We start from the raw sequence: 22482 nt of genomic DNA, 5'->3' as shown, positions 1-22482 counted from the left end.
ATATTACCCCCTAATATATTTAATAGCCTTTGGTAAAAATTTAATAATATCTGATGCTATTAAAGAATCTTCTCCTAATTCATCTTTAGCAAAATCTCCTGCCAAGCCATGAAGAAAAACTCCAAGCTTTGCAGAATTAAAAGTTTCTAAGCCTTGACCAATCAAAGATAAAATAATTCCGGTTAAGCAATCTCCACTTCCTGCAGTTGCCATTCCACAATTTCCCGTATTATTTATAATACAATTTTCTTTTGACTTCATTATTGTATTTTTACCCTTTAAAACTAAAGTATATTTTAAATCTTGTTCATAAAAATTAATTAAAGATTCTAATCTATTATCCTTAATATAACTTAAATCATAACCTGAAAATCTTGAAAATTCAGCCTCGTGTGGTGTTATTATAACATTTTCTCTATTTAAAATTTCTTTTTCAATATCATTTAAGAAAAAAATAGCATCAGCATCTATAACTATCGGTTTTTGAAAATTTTTTATAATTGTTTCTAAAATCTTTATATTTTCAATACTTCTTCCCAGCCCACAACCAATAGCTATTGCATCTAAGTTTTCTATTTTTTCAATTATTTCATTTACATTTTCAAAAATAAAATGTCCTTCATTATTATCATTTATAGGAAAAATAATATTTTCAACAGCTTTTATTTGTAAAATATTTGAAATAGAATTAGGACAGATATTGTAAACAAGTCCGCTTCCCGTTCTAAGTGCAGATTTAGCACACAAATCAACACTTCCACACATTCCGATACTTCCACCAACTATTCCAACTTTTCCAAAAGTACCTTTATGTCCATTTTCATCTCTATTTATCATAAGATTTTTATATTCTAAAAATTTTTCAGAAGCTATACTATCTTTAAAAAGTTTTATATCAACGACAGCAATAGCAAAATCCCCATCATGTGAAACAGAACAAGAAATTTCATCTATTTTGCTTTCAATGGTATTAAAAACATTTAATTCAGGTTTTCCAGAAAAGTTATGTATAACCTCCACATCAATTGGTAAAATTGTACCAAAACCCGTACCTATTGCCTTTACAAATGCCTCTTTTAACGAAAAAATACCGGCGATTGTTTCATCTCTATATCCTGTATTAGAAATGTACTCAATTTCTCTTATTGTAAAATATTTTTCTAAAAATTTATCTAAATTTTTCATATTTGAAAATCTGGAAATACTACAAATATCTATACCTATCATTATTCAAACTCATCCATTTCTTTATTCACAAAATTGCTCTCTAAAGAATTATATAATTCCTCATAATTTAAAGAAAACAATTCTTCAGGTTGCTCAACATTTTTCAAGAAATTTCTAATTTTATTTTCAACTTCTTTCATACTCTTAAAAGTAATTAAACTTGGAGAATAAGAATTACAAATAAATTCCATAACTATATAAGCAATATCCCACTTCAATTTTGACTTGTCTTCTGAAGAAATATTTAAATCATCTACTGCACGTCTTACTCTTTTTACAACAGCAAATACAATAAATTCAGAAAAAGAAATAAATTCTTCACAAAAATCATCTTCATCTATATCTTGAATAACAGAAAAAATTAAATTCCACTTAAAATCTTTATTTACTAACTCTAAAAGACCTGTACCGAATTTTTTACATAAATCATTTTTAAATTCAATTTTGTCTGAAAATTCAAAAGTTTCTCCAATTACAATAGTTCTGCTATTAGCACTACTAAGTCTATTTAAAAATCTAACAAAATAATCTTCATATCGCATAGAATTTTGAAATTTATTCTTTGAAAAAATATAATCGACAATAATATTTGCACAGTCTTTAAAATCTACAACAAAGCCTGTAGTTTCCTTTATTTTTACAGAATATAAATCATGCACCATTTTTGATACAATCGTCTTTAAATGTATTTTTGATGAGTCATAATTACTCTTATTTTCTACATTTTTCAAATGATTATAAACGCTTTGTAATTGATTGTCTATCATAGTTAAATTAGCCTTAATAGAAAACATTATTGAGCGAATAAAGTCCTCTGTTACCATATAACTAAAATTTTTATATAAAACACTATGGTCTATTTCTCCCCAGAATATATTTACAAGAGATTTTATCTGCAACTCAAAATTAACAAAATAATCTCCCTCTACTACATATCTTCCATCGATTTTATAAATTTCAAATCCATTTTTTTGAATTGTAGGTTGTTTTTCACTAAGTTTTAATTCTATATTAGAATTTAACTCACTTCTATAAAACCCATCTTCTAATTCAATAGTAAAATTTTTAGAAATAACGTCAAAAATCTTTTTTTCATCATCAATAAATCGACATTCAACTCTAATACCGATTAAATCAGGAAGATTTTCTATCGCAACTTTATAATTAGAAAATCTATAATAATAGTTATTTCTTAACAATTTTTCCCTAATACTATCTTCAGTTTTTATTCTAGCTGTTGTATTTATAAAAAAATCACAATTCAAAAAAATATCATTAAAAAATTTTTTCAAAGATTCAGATGAATTAGAAATAAAATCCATATTATTATCCATATGTTCTATTGATTTTTCTAAAAATTCAAAAATTTCAAGTTTCAAAAAAACACCTCCAATTACAAAAATATTTTACCATAGATTAAAAAGATTTACAATCAAAAAAATTTATCCAAAAGAAAAAAGACTGCATTGGCAGTCTTCAAACTTTAATTATATTACAAGCTGTCTATAACTTTTTTAAGTCTATTTAATCCATCAGTAAGCATATCTCTGTTACAAGCTATATTCATTCTAAAGAATAACTTTCCATTTTCTCCATAAGTCATTCCGGAATTTAATAACAATTTACCTTCATTGATAAGTTTTTGGTGTAACTGTTCATGTTCAATATCAAAAGCTCTAAGGTCTAACCATAATAAGAAACTAGCTTGTGGTCTTTTTACTTTAACCTTTGGTATTTCTCTATTTATAAAATCTATTGCAAAATCAATATTTGATTCAATATATTCCATACATTCTTCAAACCATTCTTTACCATACATATATGCAGCGGTAAAACCAACAGCAGCAAAACTTGCCATATGGAAAATACCATATCCAACTAAACCTGTTATAAATTTAGTTCTAAGTTCTTCATTAGGAATTATAGCAACAGATTGTACAAGACCGGCAACATTAAAAGTTTTACTTGGTGCAGTCAACGTAACTGTGTTATATAAAAAATCTTCATTCATTGATGCAATTGGAGTATGTTTATAATCTTTTAATATTAAATCTCCATGAATCTCATCAGAAATCATTAATACATTATGCTTTCTACAAATTTCTCCATATCTTTGTAGTTCTTCTCTTGTCCATACTCTTCCAACAGGATTATGCGGACTACATAATATACTTAATTTAACATTATTTTCTACAATTTTCTTTTCAAAATCTTCAAAGTCAATAATGTATTTATCTTCTAATTCAATTAATTTGTTTTCAACAACAATTCTGTTATTTAAATGTATAGCATTAAAGAAAGGAGGATATACAGGAGTATTTATAATAATAGCATCTCCTTCTTTTGTATTGCGCAAAATAGTATTAGCTATTCCGGGAACAACTCCGGGAACAGGTACTATCCATTCTTTTTTTATATCCCAATTATTTTTTTCTTTTTGCCATTTAATAAATGATTCAAAAAACTTTTCACAAGGACAATCATATCCTATTACTCCATTTGAAATAGGTTCTTTTAAAGCATTTAAAATTTCATCACAACATTTAAACTCCATATCAGCAATAGACATAGATAAAACTGAATGGTCATTTTTTGGTGCTCCAGCAGAAACCATATTATTCCATTTTTCAGCATGTGAATGTTTTCTATCTACATACTCATTAAAATCATAACATCTACCCATAATAACATCTCCTAAAAATTTTTTATATTTTATTATTTTAATAATAACCTAAATTAAATTTTTAATTTCCTCAATCTTGTCTAACTTTTCCCATGGTAAATCTAATTCATTTCTTCCAAAATGTCCATAAGCAGCAATTTGACGATATATAGGTCTTCTCAAATCTAAAATATCAATAATTGCAGCAGGTCTTAAATCGAATACCTTATTTACAATTTCAATTATTTTATCATCTGAAACTTTGCCTGTACCAAAAGTATCAACATAAATAGAAAGTGGCTTAGCTACCCCAATAGCATAAGAAATACCTATTTCTAATTTATCACAAAGTCCACTTGCAACAATATTCTTAGCAATATATCTTGCCATATATGCACCGGATCTATCTACTTTAGTAGGGTCCTTTCCTGAAAAAGCTCCTCCTCCATGTCTTCCAAATCCACCATAAGTATCAACAATAATCTTTCTTCCAGTTAAACCAGAATCTCCCATAGGTCCACCAATTTCAAATCTTCCTGTAGGATTTACATAAATCTTTGTATTTTCATCAATTAATTCTTCAGGAATTACTTCATCAATAACAAATTTTTTAATATCTTCTTCTATTTGTTCTGATTTAACAGATGGACTATGTTGAGTAGAAACTACAATAGCCTCTATTCTTGAAGGAACTCCGTCAATATATTCAACAGTAACTTGACTCTTTCCATCAGGTCTTAAATAACCCAATATATCATTTTTTCTAACATAAGATAATCTCTTTGTCAACTTATGAGCTAAAGTAATAGTTAAAGGCATAAACTCATCTGTTTCAGTACAAGCATATCCAAACATCATACCTTGGTCTCCTGCACCAACAGAATTATACTTATCTTCATTTCCTTTTTTATATTCCAAAGCACTATCAACACCTAAAGCAATATCTTTAGATTGTTCATTAATACTTGTTAAAACTGAACAAGTTGATGCATCAAAACCAAATTTTGCTCTAGTATAACCAATATCTTTTAAAACATTTCTTACTGTACTTTGTATATCAACATATTGCGAAGTTGTTATTTCCCCAACAACCATAACAACCCCAGTTGTTGTTAAAGTTTCACAAGCAACTCTCGCTACTGGGTCAACTTTTAATATCTCATCTAAAATCGCATCTGAAATTTGGTCACAAATCTTATCAGGATGACCTTCAGTTACAGATTCAGAAGTAAATAAAACTTTTTTCATCTTTTCCTCCTTAAATTTTTTCAAGCAATACAACTGCGTGAGAAGAAATTCCCTCTTCTCTACCTTCAAAACCTAAATGTTCTGTTGTAGTAGCCTTTATGCTTACATTTTCAATATCTGTTTCTAAAACAGTTGAAATTTTTTCTCTCATTTGTAAAATAAAACCGGCAAGTTTAGGTCTTTGTGCACAAATAACGCTATCAACATTACCAATTTTATATCCTTTTTCTTTCATCAACCTAACAACTTCTTTAGTCATTATTAATGAATCTATATCTTTATATTTAGGGTCGTTATCCGGAAATAACTTTCCAATATCTCCTAAACATAAAGCACCAATAATTGCGTCATTTATGGCATGAACTAAAACATCAGCATCACTATGACCTAAAAGACCTTTTTCATGTTCTATTTTAACTCCACCAATTATCAAATCTCTTCCGGTAACCAATTCATGAACATCAAAACCAAGTCCAATTCTCATACTAAATACCTCTTTCTAACAATTCTCTTGCATAAAAAACATCTTCCATAGTTGTAATCTTTATATTAGAATATTCACCTTCTACAAGTTTTACTTTAATACCTAAGTTTTCAACTATTGAGGAATCATCTGTAACAAAAAAATTTTCACTAAAAAACTCTTTATATCCATCTAAAATAATATTTTTTCTAAAAGCCTGTGGCGTTTGAATATTAAACAAAGAACGTCTATCCGGAGTAGAAATAACTTCTAACTCATAAGAAACGAATTTCATAGTATCCTTAGACCTAACACCAGTTATAACTGCATCGTAACCATTCAGCTCATTTATAACATTTAAAATAACACTCTTACTAATAAGAGGTCTAGCCCCATCATGACACAATACAAAATCTGAAAAATTAGACACATTTAAAAGTCCGTTAAAAGTAGATTCTTCTCTTGAAGAACCTCCCTCAACCAATTTTATATCTAAAGAAATTTTATTAATAATTTTTTCAAAATCTTTAAAAAATTCTTTTTTAGTTACCAAAATAATCTCAACCACTTCAGGTATATCGACAAAAGCATTAATAGTTCTTTCAATAACAGAAATTCCACATAAATCTAAAAAAATTTTATTTGTAGAAATCCCCATTCTACTAGAAGAACCAGCAGCAGTAATTATAACAGAAATTCGTTTTGCCATAATTTCACCTCGACCTATATTGTACCACATTTGCAATTTATTTTCTATATTTTATGTAAAAATTTGTCAATTAATTAAAATCCCATATTGTAACCCATATTGTAAAATTAAACTTTATTTTATTAAATATTACTTATAAAATAAGAATTATAGCTTTACATGATAATTTATTCCTCTAAACCTTTTTATTTTACAGTAAACAAAAAAGTGATGTCTTAACACCACTTTTCTACTAAATAAAATATTCAATAAACTATTTTACAAGGTCATATTTATATTGTTTAACACCTTGTGCATTGCTTACGTTAGTGTAACCCATTTTTTTCAATTTTTCGAATGCTTGTCCACTTTGTTTACCAGTATTGCAGTATAAGAAGATTTTTGTATCTTTCTTAGGTGCTTTAGCTTCAATATCTTTTTCGATTGATGCTAAAGGAATGTTTATAGCGTTTTTGATATGTCCTTCGTTATATTGTTCAGGTTTTCTAACGTCAATAACTGTAGCACCTTTCTTTTGTTCTTCTAAAAGAACATCACCTTTAACTAAATCGCTTTTTGTTTCTGATTGTTTTTTATCAGTAGTTTTAGTGTCATTCTTTGCTCCACAACCTACTAAAGTAGTTGCAGTAACTAATGATAAAAGTAAAATTTTTGATAATTTTTTCATCAATTTACCTCCTAATTTTTAATCAATAAGATAATATCATAAATTTAGAATAAAGTAAAATTAATTTTCCTTATTTATAATATTTATTGATAAAAATTTTTTATATTATAACATTTTTTATGTTATTACATATATTTTCCCAACTAAATTGCATGATTTTAGATGAAAAATCTTTTTCAAAATTATTTTTATATAGATTATTTATTTGATTTTCTAAAGCCTTACTTAATCTTTCTATATAATCTTCAACTTCACTTTCGATAATTTTATCTGTATCATATAAGCTTGGCATTTTTACAAATTCAATATTTTTAGACTTAACTATATTTTCTCCAACAAAAGTTATAAAATTTTCAAGTTCGTTCATAACAACATTTAATCCACAAGCCATTGCCTCTATTGTTACAAGTGAAAGACCTTCATAAAATGAAGGCATTACAAATATATCACATACTCTAAATAAATCAGATATTTCTTGCATAGTCATATAACCATAAAGTTTTACATAATCAGACAATTTATTTGAGTAGGAAATAATTTCTTCATATTCTTCACCGGTTCCACTTCCAGCTAAAATCAATTCTATATTATATTTATCTTTTATTTTTTCGAATGCTTTTAATAAATATATTACACCTTTAGCTCTACTAAATTTCCCTGCATAAATTAATTTTAATTTAGAATTTTCATCATATTTTTTATTTTCTTTTTCATAATAGTATTCTAGGTCGTATCCTCCACCTATAACATAAATTTTATCTTTATCATATCCAAAAATCTCAATTATTTCTTCTTTTTGTTTTTCGGATAAACAAAAAATACCACTAAGTTTTGAAATATTTTCACAAATAAAACTTTTATGAATATCATTTTTATATAATTGCCTTAGACAAGTCCCATGACAAAATCCAAAAATTTTAAAGTTAAGTTTTAAACTAGCAACTATTGATGACATAATATATAGATGATTTGTAAAAATTATATCAGGATTAAATTCATTTACAACTTCTTTTATTTTATTTTTAAAAACCTCGATATAGCTTTCTAATTTTTCATCAATCAAATTAGAAAAAAGAAAACTCTCATAAGGCATTACATCACTCATTCCAACAACAGGAAACGGTAATTTCTCATTTTTAAATTTTATTACTTCATAATCATCAAAATTAACCTTTATAATGTCATCTTCATTCATGCAACATAAAACTTTTTGTGTAAAACCCATAGCTTTAAAATTTTTATAAACTTGTGTCAAATATATTCCACTGCCAGTTTTTGAAGGATACTGACTAATTAAATGTAAAATTTTCAATTAAGCACCTCTCTATAACTAAAATACTATTTGTCTAAAATTATATCATACTCATATAAAAAAGTAAAAAAAAAGCTCCACACGGAGCAAATATAATGTGTTGGATCCATACACACTATATTTACGCTTGTGTTGAAGCTTGGTGTAATTTCTTGCTTAATTTACTAACTTGTCTTGAAGCAGCATTTTTATGAAAAACACTATTAACTGTAGCTTGTTTAAGTCTCTTATCAATAGTTTTTAATAATTCATTAGCAGTTTCTAAATTACTTTCTTCTAAAGCTACATTGAATTTCTTAATGTAAGTCTTTATTTCAGATTTTCTACTTTTATTTTTAAGAGTTTGTTTCTTAGTAACATCTATTCTCTTAAGTGCTGATTTAATATTTGCCATTCTTTTCACCTCCTCAAAAATAACATTAATATTATACTACAAACATATAAACTTTTCAAGTCTTTTTTTCATAATTTAATAAAGAAAAAGAACCAAAATTTAAAAAATTTCAGTTCTTTATATCTACATTAAATCAAATAAACTAACTTGATTAGTTTGTTGTAATTTATTTAATACTCCATGTTCTTTTAATGATTCTAATGCATTTTTATTTATCTTTGTTCTCTCTTGAAAATCTTCAATAGAAATAAAAGGTAACTTTCTAACTTCTTCATAAATAGAGTTAGAGTTTACATCACTTACAAAGTCCAAAGCTCTAAATGGTGGTAAAATTTTTCCTTTACCATCGATTAAAAATTTTGAATAATGTGATTTTTCTAAGTCAACTTTACTCGCAACTATTCCGCGAAGATACATTTCTTCGGCAACTTCAAGAATATCATAAACGTCCTGCTCCTTTTTAGATGCAGACTTTCCAAGTTCAGAAATTTCTTTCATCTTTGCTTGTATAGCAGAAAGTCCTTTATAAATTAAATTACCCGGATAATTTTCTATCTTAGTTGTAAAGTATGTTGCATAAAAAGCCTCAGGATAATGAACTTTAAAATATGCAATTCTATAACTCATCATTACATAAGCAACAGCATGTGCTTTAGGAAAAAGATACTTTATTTTTTTACAAGATTCGATATACCACTCAGGTATTCCATTTTCTCTCATATAACTTTCAGTTTCTTCGTCAAGATTTTTTCCCTTTCTTACTGTTTCCATTATCTTAAATGAACGTTTATTTTCAAGTCCTTTAAAAATCAAAAATGTCATTATATCATCTCTTGTACATATTGTTTCATTTAAAGGTATTCCTTGTTTTATAAGCTCTTGTGCGTTTCCAAGCCATACATCCGTTCCATGTGATAAACCGGAAATTCTTATAAGCTCTGTCAAAGTTTTCGGTCTTGTATCAAGTAACATCTGTCTTACAAAATTTGTACCATATTCAGGTATCCCAAGTGTTCCTACTCCGTCCTTATATTTATCATCAATAAATTTCAAACTTTCTGTAGAATAGAAAATATTTAAAGTTTCTTTGTCGTCCATTGGAATATTTAAAGGGTCAACTCCCGTTAAATCTCCTAAATGTTTTATGATTGTTGGAACATCGTGTCCAAGTAAGTCAAGTTTTAGAATTCTACCACTTATAGATTTATAACTGAAGTGAGTTGTCTTTGTTTCAGAAGTTGGATCATCGGCCGGATATTGTATTGGAGTAAAATCATAGATTTCCTTATTATGTGGAACAATCATTACCCCACCGGGATGTTGTCCACTCGTTCTTTTAACCCCTACTAATTTTCTTACATATCTTTTCATATTTCCTGAAGTCAAAGATAATTCTTTTTCTTCTACAAATTTTTTAACATATCCAAAAGCAGTTTTATCAGAAATTGTACCAATAGTTCCTGCTCTATAAACTTTATCTGAACCAAATAATTCTTCTGTATATTTATGGCAAGTCGGTTGATATTCTCCAGCAAAGTTTAAGTCTATATCAGGTTCTTTATCTCCGTCGAAACCTAAGAAAACTTCAAAAGGAATATCATGCCCTTCCTTAATCATATTTGTTTTACAATGTGGACATTCTTTATCCGGCATATCAACTCCAGATTGTCCACTATATTCATCATGAAATTCTGAATGTTTACAATTAGGACAAATATAATGTGGTATAAGAGGATTTACTTCTGTTATACCTGACATAGTAGCGGCAAAAGAAGAACCAACAGAACCTCTTGATCCTACCAAATATCCGTCATCATTCGAACGCCAAACAAGTTTTTGTGCAATGATATATAAAACGGCATAGCCATTCTTTATTATAGAGCCTAGCTCTCTTTCAAGCCTATCCTCAACAATTTTAGGTAAATTTTCTCCATAAATTGATTTAGCTTTGTCATAACAAATTTTTCTAAGTTCTTCATCTGCTCCTTCAATGAATGGAGGGAATGTTCCATTTGGTATTGGTAAAATATCCTCTAACATATCTTTAAAAAGATTTGTATTTTTTACTACAACTTCATAAGCTGTCTCTTTACCAAGATAAGAAAATTCTTCAAGCATTTCATTCGTAGTTCTAAAATAAAAAGCTCCTTCTCTTTCAAGATTTCTATTTCCTTGTCCATATAAAATTACATTTCTAAAAAGATAATCTTCTTTATCTAAATATTTTACATTTCCAGTTGCAACAACTAATTTATCTAACTTTTTACCGAGTTCAAAAATTTTTTTATTTATTTCTTTTAAATCATTTAGTTCTAAAACTTTTCCTCTGTTATATAAATGTTTTAGATTTGATATTGGTTGAATTTCAAAAAAATCATAAAATTTTGCAATTTCTAAAATTTCTTCTTCACTTTTTCCTTCAATAAAAGCATTAAAAAGTTCTCCGTTCCAATTTCCTGAACCAATTAAAAGGCCATCTCTATATTCTTCTAATCTTGATTTTGGAAAACCTGCAACCTTTCTAAAATATTTCATCAAACCTTCAGAAACCATTTTGTAAAAACCACTTAAAGCTTTCATCTCTTTTACATAAATTATTGAATTATATGAAATATTTTTTGCAACAGGCCATTTAGTTTCAATATTATTTATATTTTCATCAAAAACTTTTCCTTGTTTTTCAATTATTTTTATAAGCTCTAAAAGAATACCTGCACAAGCCTCAGCATCAAAACTTGCCCTATGGTGATTCAATAATTTTACTCCAAGCTCTTTACATAATGTATTAAGTTTATGATTCTTTAATTGTGGTAAAACAGCTCTTGCAAAGCCCATTGTATCAATAAAAGTCGGGTCAAAATCAAGAGAAAGTCTTTTACAATTAGTTTTTATAAATGAAATATCAAACTCTGCGTTATGTGCGACAAAAACAGCATCTTTAGAAAATTCTAAAAACTTAGGCATAATTTCATTTATTAAAGGTTTGTCTGCTACCATTTCATTTGTAATGCCAGTAATATCTGTAATTTCTTGAGATATTTCTTGCTGTGGATTTACAAGTTCATTAAAAACTTCAACAATTTTCCCGTTCTCAACACGAACTGCCCCAATTTCTGTAATATTATTTTTCAGATGTGAAAGTCCTGTTGTTTCAATGTCAAAAACTACAAACGTATCAAAACTTATTCCATCTTTATAATTATATAAAATTCTAGGATTATCTTCTAATAAGTTTAATTCAAGACCATAAAGAGCCTTTATATCATCTTTTCCAAATAAATCCATCATTTGCGGATAGGCTTGAACAACTCCTATATCTGTAACACCAATAGCAGTATGTCCCATTTGTGATAATCTTGATTTTAAAACTTGTAAATCAACACAACCGTCAAGACCACTCATCTGTGAATTTAAATGAAGTTCAACCCTTTTTTCAGGAGCCTTATCTACATAAACCTTATTAGGAGCAATTTCCATACTATTAATCATCATAGAAATTCCTCTAGCATATTGGTCGTATTCAACTCTACCGGTAGCAAGTACACAAATTCCCTTTTCAATAGACTTAGAATTTATTTTGTCATTAAACATAGAAAATATTTTATCATCTAAAAATAATTTACAATTCATAGCAGAAGTATCATCTTCAATATCAAATAAAGCTAATTTTTTACCACTTTTAAGCTCTCTAATCTCCAAATCATATACTCTACCTTGAATTTTACAAAAACCACTATTTTGGTCTAAATCTATAATTTGTAAAATTGGGTCCTTATCAGAAATTTTTCTACCAATTTTAAATTCTTTATTTTCTTCAATAACTTCTTTATTAATTTTTGCCTTTTCAACTTTTATTTCATTTTCTTTTTGAATTTCTTTTAACTTGTTTTCTAATTTATCTTCAAATTTTACAGCAGATTTTTCTTCATGAATATCCAAAGAATTAAGCATAAAAATTTCTACATTTTCAGTAAATTTTTTTGAAATAAAGTCTTTTAAGTCATTTACAAAAGAATTAGAAACAAGTTTAAATCTATAAATTGAATTTGAAATAAAAATTTCAATATAATCTTCTAAAAAATTTATTCTATCATTATTAGTAAGAGAAAAACCATGATTTTTTAATAATCTTTGAGTTTCATTTACGAACTCATCGTAATTTATATAGTAAAAATATTCATAAGGATATTCAGCATTAGAAAAAGTCTGAACTGAAAATTCAACTTCTTTACCATTGAATAATTCATGAAGTTCTTCATCTAAAACCACAAGTTCTTCTATACCAATATCATCAGAGTTTGTAAGTAATTTAAAACTTATTTTTTCATCACCAAAAACAAACTCATCAATTATAAAATCTTCTGATAAGCTGTAATTTTTTCGACGTGAAAAATAAAAACTTTTTAAACTCCTATACATATTATTCCTCCGTATAATTATTTATTTCATTAATAAGCTCAGATAATAAATCTTTTTCTTCAACTTTTTTAATAATCTGACCTTTTTTGAAAATAAGTCCTTTACCATTTCCTCCTGCTATTCCTAAATCAGCCTCCCTAGCCTCTCCAGGTCCATTTACAGGACAACCCATTATGGCAATTTTCAAATTTTTCTTTACATGTTTTAATTCTTTTTCTGCCTGTTCAACAATATTTATTAAATCTATTTTAGTTCTTGAACAAGTAGGACAAGAAATTAAATCTATTCCATCTCTTAAAAGTCCAAGTGAACGCAAAATTTCTTTACCTACTTTAACTTCTTCAACAGGATTTCCAGTTAAAGACACTCTAATTGTATCTCCTATCCCTTTTGCTAAAATTATTCCAAGACCAACAGAGGATTTTATACTGCCTCTAAAACTTGGCCCTGCCTCAGTAATTCCTAAATGTAATGGATAATCACATAAACTACTTAGTAATTCATAAGACTCTACACAAATAGGTACATTACTTGATTTTATAGAAATTTTTATTTGGTCAAAATTTAATGACTCTAAAAATTCAACTTGGTCCAATGCGCTATAAACGATAGATTCTTTATTAACTCCACCAAATTTATCTATAAATTTTTGATTTACAGAGCCGGAATTAACTCCAACTCTTATTGGAATGTTGTGATATTTACAACACTCAACTACTTCTTTGACTTTTTTTCTTCCTCCGATATTTCCCGGATTAATTCTTAAACAGTCAGCACCGTTTTCAGCAGCCATTATTGCAAGTTTATAATCATATTGAATATCTGCAATAAATGGTATTGTAGTCAAAGACTTTATCTTTTTAATAGCTAAAGCATCATCTAAATCATTAACAGCAGAACGGCTAATATTACAGCCCTCTTTTGTAAATTCATTAATTTGTCTAGCTGTAGCAAATACATCTTTAGTGATTGTATTTGTCATTGATTGTATAGAAATAGGAGAACCACCTCCAATAGGCACGTTCCCCACAAAAATTTTCTTTGTTATTTTTCTTTCCATTAATTTGCTCCAAATAAAACTCCAAGTCTTAATACATCCTTAAAAGAAACGAATAATATAAGACCCATTAAAAATATAAAACCTATTGTATGAACAAGACCTTCTTTTGACCTTGAAATAGGTCTGCCTAAAATTAGCTCTATAAATAAGAAAACTAATCTACCACCATCTAAAGCAGGTATAGGTAATAAGTTTATAAATCCTAAGTTTACACTTAAAAAAGCTGTAATGTATAGTAATGAATACAAACCATTACTTGCAGCGCTACTTATTGCTCCTACAACTCCAATAGGACCTGAAAGCTGTCCAACTCCTACTTTTCCTGTAAATAATTGTCTTAAAATATCAAACATAGAATTTATAAAATAAAAGAATGTATTAAAACTTTCTTTTACAGAAACTAATAAATTTCTTTCAAGTTTTGAACTAACTCCTAAAACTTTTTCATTTTTATTCTCAAACTTTAAAGAAATTTCTTTTTCTTCATTATTTCTAAGCACTTTAACCGTAGTTTCTTCTTTATCTAATTTTGATAAGCTTGTTTGAATATCTTTCCAAGAATTTATTTTATTTTCGCCGATACTTAAAATCTTATCTCCTGCTTGTATTCCATATTTTTGTGCTACAGAATTATTCATAATACTTTCTATTGTAGTTGTTTGATGCCCTCTAATAGCAAACAAAGTAAAAAGTATTACAAAAGCTAAAATAAAATTAAATAAAGGTCCTGCAAAAATAGTTAAAATTCTCCCTCCAAGAGTCGCTCCGTTGAAATGCCCTCTTTCTGAAAAATCTAATTCTGTATCTTCTTCTCCTTCATCTTCACCCTCCATAGCACAAAAACCACCAAGCGGTAAAGCTCTAAGAGAATATAGAGTATCACCTTTTTGTTTTCCAAAAATTTTAGGACCCATTCCAACTGCAAACTCATTAACCTTTATCTTTGCTCTTTTAGCAAAAATAAAATGACCAAATTCATGAACAACAACTACGACCATAAACACCAACAGTGCTACTATTATCTTTATAATCATTAAATATTACCTCCAAATATATAAAACACAATGTAAACTAAAGGAGTTACAAAAACAATACTGTCGAATCTATCTAAAAATCCACCATGTCCTTTAATAATATTGCTAAAATCTTTTATACCCATTTCTCGCTTTATTTTTGATGCAAATAAATCTCCGATTTGTGCAACTATTGAAAGAATTATTCCTGATAGAGTTACAAAAACAATATTATTTTTTAACACAAAGTAATTAAATAAATTTAACAATATTAGTAAACCGAAAATTCCACCTAAAGCACCTTCAATAGTTTTTTTAGGACTTATACTTGGACATAATTTGCGTTTGCCAAAAATCATTCCAAATAAATATGCGAATGTATCAGTTCCCCAAGAAATTAAAAATACTATCCATAAAAGATTAGTATAACCTAACTTCAAAAAAACTCCCATAGGTACTGAAATATAGATAAAAGAAAATAATAATCTACCTAAGTTTTCAATACTCATTTTATTAAAAAATAAGTAATATATGGAAATAATAAGAAAATATGATGCAAAAAAAGTTAAAACTAAATTTTCATTTGAAATACTTATAGAATACAACATTCCCATAGAAAATATTAAGCTAAAACCAATCATAAACACATCGTTTAACTTAAAAGCCCTAAATAATTCAATTAAACATAAAATAGTAATAGCCATAGAGTATCCAACTAATGCATACCCTTTAAGATAAATACAAATAAAAGATATTATTAACATCAAAGCACCACTTATAGTTCTATTAATAAAACTATTCATTAAATTCCCCCAAATCTTCTATTCCTATTTTGAAAATCATATATAGCATCATACAAATCTTCAGCATAAAACTCCGGCCATAAAATATCTGTAAAATAAAATTCAGAATAAGCCATTTGATAAATCAAAAAATTACTTATTCTTTTTTCATTTCCGGTTCTTATAATTAAGTCAACATCAGAATTTTCTTTAGTATATAAATAATTTTTAAAAGTTTCTTCATTTAAATCATCAACAGAAAATTTACCATCAGAAATATCTTCGTATAATTTCTTTATAGAAGAAATTATTTCGGCTCTTCCACCATAATTAAGAGCAATATTTAACACCATTCCTGTATTATCCTTTGATTTTTCTATGCTATCATCTAACAATTTGACAATAGAGCTTGGTAATTTACTGTAATCTCCAACTACTCTAAAAATTATATTATTTTCTAAAATTCTTTTTAACTGAGAGTTTATATAGATAACTAAAATATTCATAAGACCCTTTACTTCTTCTTCAGGTCTTTTCCAATTTTCAGTTGAAAAAGCATATAAAGTTAAAGTCTTTATCCCTATCTTACAACATTCTTCAACTATATCTACAACTCTATTCATTCCTTCTTTATGTCCGGCAATTCTGGGCAAAAATCTGTTTTTTGCCCAACGTCCGTTCCCATCCATAATTATACCAATATGTCTTGGTATATTTTCAAAATCTATATCTTTCATTAAATTTCCATTAATTCTTTTTCTTTTGATTTTGTAATATCATCTACTTCTTTAGTAAACTTATCTGTAACTTTTTGAACTTGTTCTTCAGCTTGTCTTAATTCGTCTTCGCTGATTTCTTTATCCTTTTCCATTTTCTTTAATTTATCAATTCCATCACGTCTTAAGTTTCTAATAGCAATTTTTGCATTTTCACTATATCCCTTAACAACCTTAACCAACTCTTTTCTTCTATCTTCAGTTAATGCAGGGAAAGGTAATCTTATAACTTTTCCGTCATTAGAAGGCGTAATTCCTAAATTTGATGCTAAAAGAACTTTTTCTATTGGAGTTATTAAAGATGCATCCCAAGGTTGAATTACTAATAATCTAGCCTCCGGAACTGAAATTGATGCAACTTGTTTAATCGGTGTTTCTGTTCCATAATAATCAACAGTAAATTGATCTAAAATAGCAGGATTTGCTCTTCCAGCTCTAACAGTTGTCAATTCTGTTTCATAAGCCTCTATTGATTTTGACATTTTTCTTTCTAATTCATTAATTACTTCTTTATACATATTTATTTCCCCCTTACAATTGTTCCTACTTTTTCTCCCTTTGCAACCCTAACCAAGTTTTCAGGGTCATCAATTCCAAATACAACAAGTGGAATATTATTATCCATACAAAGAGAAGTCGCAGTAGCGTCCATTATACCTAAACCTCTATTTAAAATTTCAATATATGTTAGTTCATCAAATTTCTTTGCATTGTCAAATTTATTTGGATCACAATCATAAACACCATCTGTTCCTGTTTTACCAAGTAAAATAACATCTGCATTCATTTCAGCAGCTCTTAAAGCTGCAGTTGTATCTGTTGAAAAATATGGCATACCTGTACCAGCACCAAAAATAACTATTCTGCCTTTTTCAAGATGTCTTTCCGCCTTTCTTTTTATAAAAGGCTCAGCAACTTCGTGAACATTAATTGCTGTTTGAACTCTTGTCGGTATTCCTAAATTCTCCAATGTAGCTTGTAATCTTAGAGAATTTATTATTGTTGCAAGCATACCCATGTGGTCTGAAGTTGAACGTTCTATATTTTCACTTGAACGACCTCTCCAAAAATTACCACCACCAACTACAATACAAATTTGAATTCCTAAATCATATACATCTTTTACTGATTTACAAATTTTTTCGATTGTTTCATCATGAAGTCCATGTCCTATTCCACCGGACAAAGCCTCTCCACTAAGTTTAATAACTACTCTTTTAAAATCTAAATCCATAAAGTTTATCTCCTTTAAATTCTTACTTTAAGTTTACCATTTTTTCAAAATTTTTTCAATATTTAAAGCAAGTTTTTAAATGCAACAAAAAAGATTGAAATATTATTCCAATCTTTTTATAAAATATTTTAATCTCTATCTATTTCCATTTCACGTTCTATTTCAGCTTTAATTTTTGAAGGTAATTCATTCTTACTATCTTCTATGTCTTTAACTATTTCTTTATAATTTTTAGCTAATTGTTTTGCTTCTTTGTATTCAGTTAAATACTCATTGTTATCGTATTCTATTCCATATTTATTTACAATATCAACATATTCTATTCCTAAAAGAGTATCTAAAATCGTAAATTCATCTTTAAGTTCAAATCTATCATTAGGATAAAACTTACTATCTGCATTTATATATTTTTTACCATTTTTAACTTCTATCTTTGGATTAAAAGCTTCAAAAAAAGCCTCATCTTTACTTGGTTTTTTAAAAACCTTTCCATTTTTATCAACTATAACTCCGGAATATTTGTTCCAACAATAATCCGGATACTTTATATTAACTTTATCCATGGGAAATCCAATACTTCCATTATCGTTTGCTGAAAACACTTTATTTTTTAATTTTTCAACTCCAACATTAGAAGAACTTTTACAAGATGAAAAAATAAACAAAGTACACAAACAAAAACTTAAAATTTTAAAAAATTTTTTCATTATTATCTAACCTCCACATATAATTTTCTTTATTATATCACCTAGTAAAACTGAAATCAATAATAAATATTATAAAAAAGTGTTAAAAAAAAGACAAATAAAACATTTGTCTAATTCATAATAATATTGTTATTTAAGTTTTCGATAAATTCATTTACATTTTCTCTTAAAATTTGATTTTCTTCCTTTTCAAATTCAAAGTCATCTTTTAAAATATCATCAACATACTTTATAGCTAGTTTTAAAAGTTCATAATCTTTTTGAATATCAATCATTTTAAATCTTGCTTCACCCGATTGTCGATATCCTAGAATATCTCCATAACCTCTAAGTAAAAAATCCTGCTCGGAAATATAAAATCCGTCTGTTGATGAACACATAATTTCCATTCGTTTTTTCAAATTTTCACTTCTCTTATTACTAACTAAGATACAAAAACTTTCATAACTTCCACGTCCGATTCTTCCTCTAAGTTGGTGTAATTGACTAAGTCCAAATCTTTCTGCATTATAAATTACCATTATATTTGCATTTGGAACATTTATACCAACCTCAATTACAGTTGTGGCTACCAAAACTTTTATCTTTCCGCTTTCAAAATTTTTCATAATTTCATCTTTATCCACAGGTTTCATTTTTCCATGAATAAATTCAATTTCTATATTTTGAAAGTATTTTTGTTTCAGTCTTTCATACAAGTTTATAACCGATTGCAATTCCATTGTATCACTTTCATCAACAAGTGGACAAACTATATATACTTGACGACCTTCTTCAATATGTTTTTTTATAAAATTAATATATCTTTGTTCATAACTTTCATTTACAAAGTAGGTGTTAATCTTTCCACGTCCACTTGGTAATTCATCTATTGTCGAGATATCCAAATCACAAAACATAACAAGTCCAACAGTTCTTGGAATAGGCGTTGCACTCATTACTAAAATATCAGGGTTTTGAGATTTTTTAGAAAGTAAAAGTCTTTGTTTAACTCCAAATCTATGTTGCTCATCTGTAATTACAAGTCCTAAATTATTGTAAATAACTTTTTCTTGAAATACTGCATGAGTTCCTATTACAATATCAACTTCCCCACTTTCAACTTTTTCATAAATTTTCTTTTTTTCACTTTCTTTCAAACTTCCGACAAGTAATTCAAATTTTATATTATATTTTTCAAAAAGTTCCTTAGCATTTTCAAAATGTTGCCTTGCTAAAATTTCAGTTGGAGCCATTAAAACTGATTGAAATCCATTTTTTACAACATTAAACATAGCAATGAATGATACTATTGTCTTCCCACAACCAACATCTCCTTGAATTAATCTATTCATCTGTTTATCACTTGACATATCTCTAAAAATATCATCTAAAACTTTATTTTGTGATTTTGTAAGTTTAAATTTTAATGAATTGATAAATTCAAAAGTTTCTTTTTTTATTGCAAAATTAATTGCATTGACTTTATTTCTTTTTAGTTTTTTCATAGCTAGTTGAAAATAAAAAATTTCATCAAAAGAAAGTCTTTTTTTAGCTTTTAAAAAACTTTGATTATCTTTTGGAAAATGTATATTCCTAATTGCATTATCATAACTTTCTAAATTTAATTCTTTTAAAATATTTTCAGGTAATTTTTCTTTAAAATAAGATTTACTTTTTAATAAATTTTTTATAATTTTTACAATATCTAAATTGGAAATACCCTTACAAAGATGATATTGTGGAATAACACTTCCAACAATATTAGCTTTATTTTGCATTGTCGGAGCTTGAATTTCTACATTTTTACCAAGTAATTTTGCTCTACCGTACATTTCATATACATTATTTATTTTTAAATTTTTCGAAATAAAATTATTATTAAAATAAACTATCGTACAATAATTCATTTCTTCATCCATCGCTAAAAACTTTGTAACTTTAATATTTCTCTTTTTTCTATTTTCCATTAAAGAAATAATTTTAAGTCGATATGAATAGTTTCCCTCTTCTGTAATCTCAGAAATCTTTTTAAATCTAGTCATATCAATATACGAATAAGGATAATATTCCAACAAATTATTTACATTAAAAATTCCAAGTTTATTTAAAAGAGCTAATTTTTTCTCTCCTATTCCCTTTATATCTTTTAATTGCATAACTTTCCTTACAAAAAAAGTCCTTACGGACTTTTTAAATTTTTATTTTTATTCAACTGAAATTAAATAATAGTACAATGGTTGTCCACCATAAACTAATTCAACTTCTATATCTTCATATTTTTCTTCAACAAGTTTTGCCAACTTTTCAGCATCTTTTTCTTTAACATCTTCTCCATAATAAATACTGATTATAGATGAATCTTCATCGATAAGCTCATCAACAAGTTTTTTGAAAGTATCTTCTATTTTCTTTTCAGAAATAGTAATCTTACCTTCATTTAATCCCATTAAATCATCTTTTTTAATCTTAACTCCATCAATTTCAGTATCTCTAAGAGCATAAGTTATTTGTCCAACTTTAACATTTGAAATTGCCTCAGTCATAACTTCCATATTTTCTTCAACAGATAAAGACTCATCAAAATTAAATAATGAACTAAATGCTTGTGGAATTTGTTTTGTCTTTATAACATGAAGTCTTTTTTCTGAAATTTTTGCAGCTTGCTCTGAAACAAGAATAATATTACTATTATTTGGGAAAACAAAAATATCATCTGCATTAATCTTTTCAACTGCTTTTAAAATATCTTCAGTTGACGGATTCATTGTTTGTCCACCTGTGATTATTTCATCAACTCCCATACTCTTGAAGATTTCATCAATACCTTCTCCTGTTGAAATTGAAATAAAACCATATTTTTTATTTTCTTTAACTTTTTCAGAACGTTTTGCCTCTGCAACTTCCTTGTCTGTATGGTGTAAATGATTATGTTGTCTTCTCATATTGTCAATTTTTAAATCATGTAATGGTCCAAACTCTAATGCCCATTCAATAGCTTGTCCAGGGTGATTTGTATGAACATGAACTTTTATAATATTGTCGCCCTTAACGACAATTAAAGAATCTCCAATACCTGAAAGCTTATCTCTTAAAATTCCATATTCTTCTGAATTACTTGTAACCATAAATTCAGTACAATATCCAAATTTAATGTCCTCATCTTGTTGCGCAGCTAAATGTTCAATTCTTGCAGGTTTATTAAATTCATAATTATTTTTTATTTCAACAATTTCATCTCCTAATGCACCTTCTAAAAGATACATTAAACCACGTCCACCTGCGTCCACTACTTCTGCTTCCTTTAAAATAGGTAAAATTTCTGGAGTTTTTTCCAAACTTCTAAAACCTTCTTTTAAAATTTCTTTACAGAATTCAATTTCATCATCAAAATTTGCATAATTAGCCTCAGCAAACTCTCCCATTTCTCTAATAACAGTAAGAATTGTTCCTTCAGTTGGTTTTATAACTGATTTATATGCAACTTTATAAGCATTTACAAAACAATTTTTTAATGTTTCAACATCAAGAGTAACACTTTCTTTACTTCCCAAGTGAAAACCTCTTAAAATTTGAGATAAAATTACACCTGAATTTCCTCTTGCCCCCATTAATGCACCGTCACTAATAGCCTTAGTAACATCTGCACAAGTATTAACTTTTGAATTTTCTAAATTTTTAATTGCTGATTTAATAGTCAAAGACATATTTGTACCTGTATCTCCATCTGGAACCGGAAATACATTTAGGCTATTAACTATCTCTTTATTTGTTTCAAGATAATTACGAGCTCTTACAAATGCCATTTGTAACTGTTCACTATTTATCAT

19 protein-coding genes are annotated in these 22482 nt (G+C 27.4%); all 19 read right to left on the bottom strand.

Translation table 11 applies throughout. The features are described from left to right. Positions 1-3: 3 nt before the first annotated feature. Positions 4-1227 (bottom strand): NAD(P)H-hydrate dehydratase, encoded by a 1224-nt coding sequence (locus ACKTSI_RS03420; RefSeq protein WP_407863093.1) that lies wholly within the window; start codon positions 1225-1227, stop codon positions 4-6. Then, positions 1227-2606 carry a GTP pyrophosphokinase family protein gene (locus tag ACKTSI_RS03415; protein ID WP_068472471.1) on the bottom strand — a complete coding sequence of 460 codons (1380 nt, stop codon included), beginning with the start codon at positions 2604-2606 and terminating at the stop codon, positions 1227-1229. The genes ACKTSI_RS03420 and ACKTSI_RS03415 overlap by 1 nt, the downstream gene beginning before the upstream one ends. Positions 2607-2719: 113 nt before the next feature. Continuing rightward, positions 2720-3910, bottom strand: a complete 1191-nt coding sequence (locus ACKTSI_RS03410; protein ID WP_068472473.1) for a MalY/PatB family protein — start codon at positions 3908-3910, stop codon at positions 2720-2722. A gap of 48 nt (positions 3911-3958) precedes the next feature. Beyond that, positions 3959-5137 (bottom strand): methionine adenosyltransferase, encoded by a 1179-nt coding sequence (metK, locus tag ACKTSI_RS03405; RefSeq protein WP_288979732.1) that lies wholly within the window; start codon positions 5135-5137, stop codon positions 3959-3961. Positions 5138-5147: 10 nt separating this feature from the next. Then, the gene (gene ispF / locus ACKTSI_RS03400; RefSeq protein ID WP_068472477.1) at positions 5148-5621 is read right to left on the bottom strand and encodes a 2-C-methyl-D-erythritol 2,4-cyclodiphosphate synthase; all 474 of its coding nucleotides are present in this window, start codon (positions 5619-5621) and stop codon (positions 5148-5150) included. Between the two features lies 1 nt (position 5622). Next, positions 5623-6309 (bottom strand): 2-C-methyl-D-erythritol 4-phosphate cytidylyltransferase, encoded by a 687-nt coding sequence (gene ispD / locus ACKTSI_RS03395; RefSeq protein ID WP_201275850.1) that lies wholly within the window; start codon positions 6307-6309, stop codon positions 5623-5625. A 253-nt stretch (positions 6310-6562) separates the two neighbouring features. Continuing rightward, positions 6563-6976 carry a rhodanese-like domain-containing protein gene (locus ACKTSI_RS03390; RefSeq protein WP_407863092.1) on the bottom strand — a complete coding sequence of 138 codons (414 nt, stop codon included), beginning with the start codon at positions 6974-6976 and terminating at the stop codon, positions 6563-6565. 100 nt (positions 6977-7076) lie between these two features. Beyond that, the gene (locus ACKTSI_RS03385; RefSeq protein WP_407863091.1) at positions 7077-8288 is read right to left on the bottom strand and encodes a glycosyltransferase family 4 protein; all 1212 of its coding nucleotides are present in this window, start codon (positions 8286-8288) and stop codon (positions 7077-7079) included. 121 nt (positions 8289-8409) lie between these two features. Next, positions 8410-8682: a 30S ribosomal protein S20 gene (gene rpsT / locus ACKTSI_RS03380; protein ID WP_068472506.1), complete on the bottom strand. Its 273-nt coding sequence runs from the start codon at positions 8680-8682 to the stop codon at positions 8410-8412. A 123-nt stretch (positions 8683-8805) separates the two neighbouring features. Then, on the bottom strand, positions 8806-13101 hold the full coding sequence (locus tag ACKTSI_RS03375; protein ID WP_068472508.1) for a PolC-type DNA polymerase III: 4296 nt from the start codon (positions 13099-13101) through the stop codon (positions 8806-8808). Between the two features lies 1 nt (position 13102). Next, entirely contained in the window at positions 13103-14161 is a 1059-nt protein-coding gene (ispG, locus tag ACKTSI_RS03370; RefSeq protein WP_068472510.1) for a flavodoxin-dependent (E)-4-hydroxy-3-methylbut-2-enyl-diphosphate synthase, read from the bottom strand. Beyond that, positions 14161-15195 (bottom strand): RIP metalloprotease RseP, encoded by a 1035-nt coding sequence (rseP, locus tag ACKTSI_RS03365; protein WP_288979741.1) that lies wholly within the window; start codon positions 15193-15195, stop codon positions 14161-14163. Before rseP ends, ispG begins: the two co-directional genes overlap by 1 nt. Continuing rightward, the gene (locus tag ACKTSI_RS03360) at positions 15195-15977 is read right to left on the bottom strand and encodes a phosphatidate cytidylyltransferase (RefSeq protein ID WP_407863090.1); all 783 of its coding nucleotides are present in this window, start codon (positions 15975-15977) and stop codon (positions 15195-15197) included. The genes rseP and ACKTSI_RS03360 overlap by 1 nt, the downstream gene beginning before the upstream one ends. Further along, positions 15977-16693, bottom strand: a complete 717-nt coding sequence (locus ACKTSI_RS03355; RefSeq protein WP_288868728.1) for an isoprenyl transferase — start codon at positions 16691-16693, stop codon at positions 15977-15979. Before ACKTSI_RS03355 ends, ACKTSI_RS03360 begins: the two co-directional genes overlap by 1 nt. Next, positions 16693-17250, bottom strand: a complete 558-nt coding sequence (frr, locus tag ACKTSI_RS03350) for a ribosome recycling factor (RefSeq protein ID WP_288979746.1) — start codon at positions 17248-17250, stop codon at positions 16693-16695. The genes ACKTSI_RS03355 and frr overlap by 1 nt, the downstream gene beginning before the upstream one ends. A 2-nt stretch (positions 17251-17252) precedes the next feature. After that, the gene (gene pyrH, locus ACKTSI_RS03345) at positions 17253-17966 is read right to left on the bottom strand and encodes a UMP kinase (protein WP_288979757.1); all 714 of its coding nucleotides are present in this window, start codon (positions 17964-17966) and stop codon (positions 17253-17255) included. A gap of 128 nt (positions 17967-18094) precedes the next feature. Then, positions 18095-18673 (bottom strand): hypothetical protein, encoded by a 579-nt coding sequence (locus ACKTSI_RS03340; RefSeq protein ID WP_288868189.1) that lies wholly within the window; start codon positions 18671-18673, stop codon positions 18095-18097. Positions 18674-18783: 110 nt separating this feature from the next. Further along, positions 18784-20811: an ATP-dependent DNA helicase RecG gene (gene recG, locus ACKTSI_RS03335; RefSeq protein ID WP_407863089.1), complete on the bottom strand. Its 2028-nt coding sequence runs from the start codon at positions 20809-20811 to the stop codon at positions 18784-18786. A gap of 48 nt (positions 20812-20859) precedes the next feature. Next, positions 20860-22482 (bottom strand): DAK2 domain-containing protein, encoded by a 1623-nt coding sequence (locus ACKTSI_RS03330; RefSeq protein WP_068471804.1) that lies wholly within the window; start codon positions 22480-22482, stop codon positions 20860-20862.

It is taken from the genome of Parvimonas parva (assembly GCF_045866535.1).
GTDB lineage: Bacteria > Bacillota > Clostridia > Tissierellales > Peptoniphilaceae > Parvimonas > Parvimonas parva.
The sequence above is the reverse complement of the archived record's forward strand: the minus strand, read 5'-3'. Positions and strand labels throughout refer to the sequence as shown.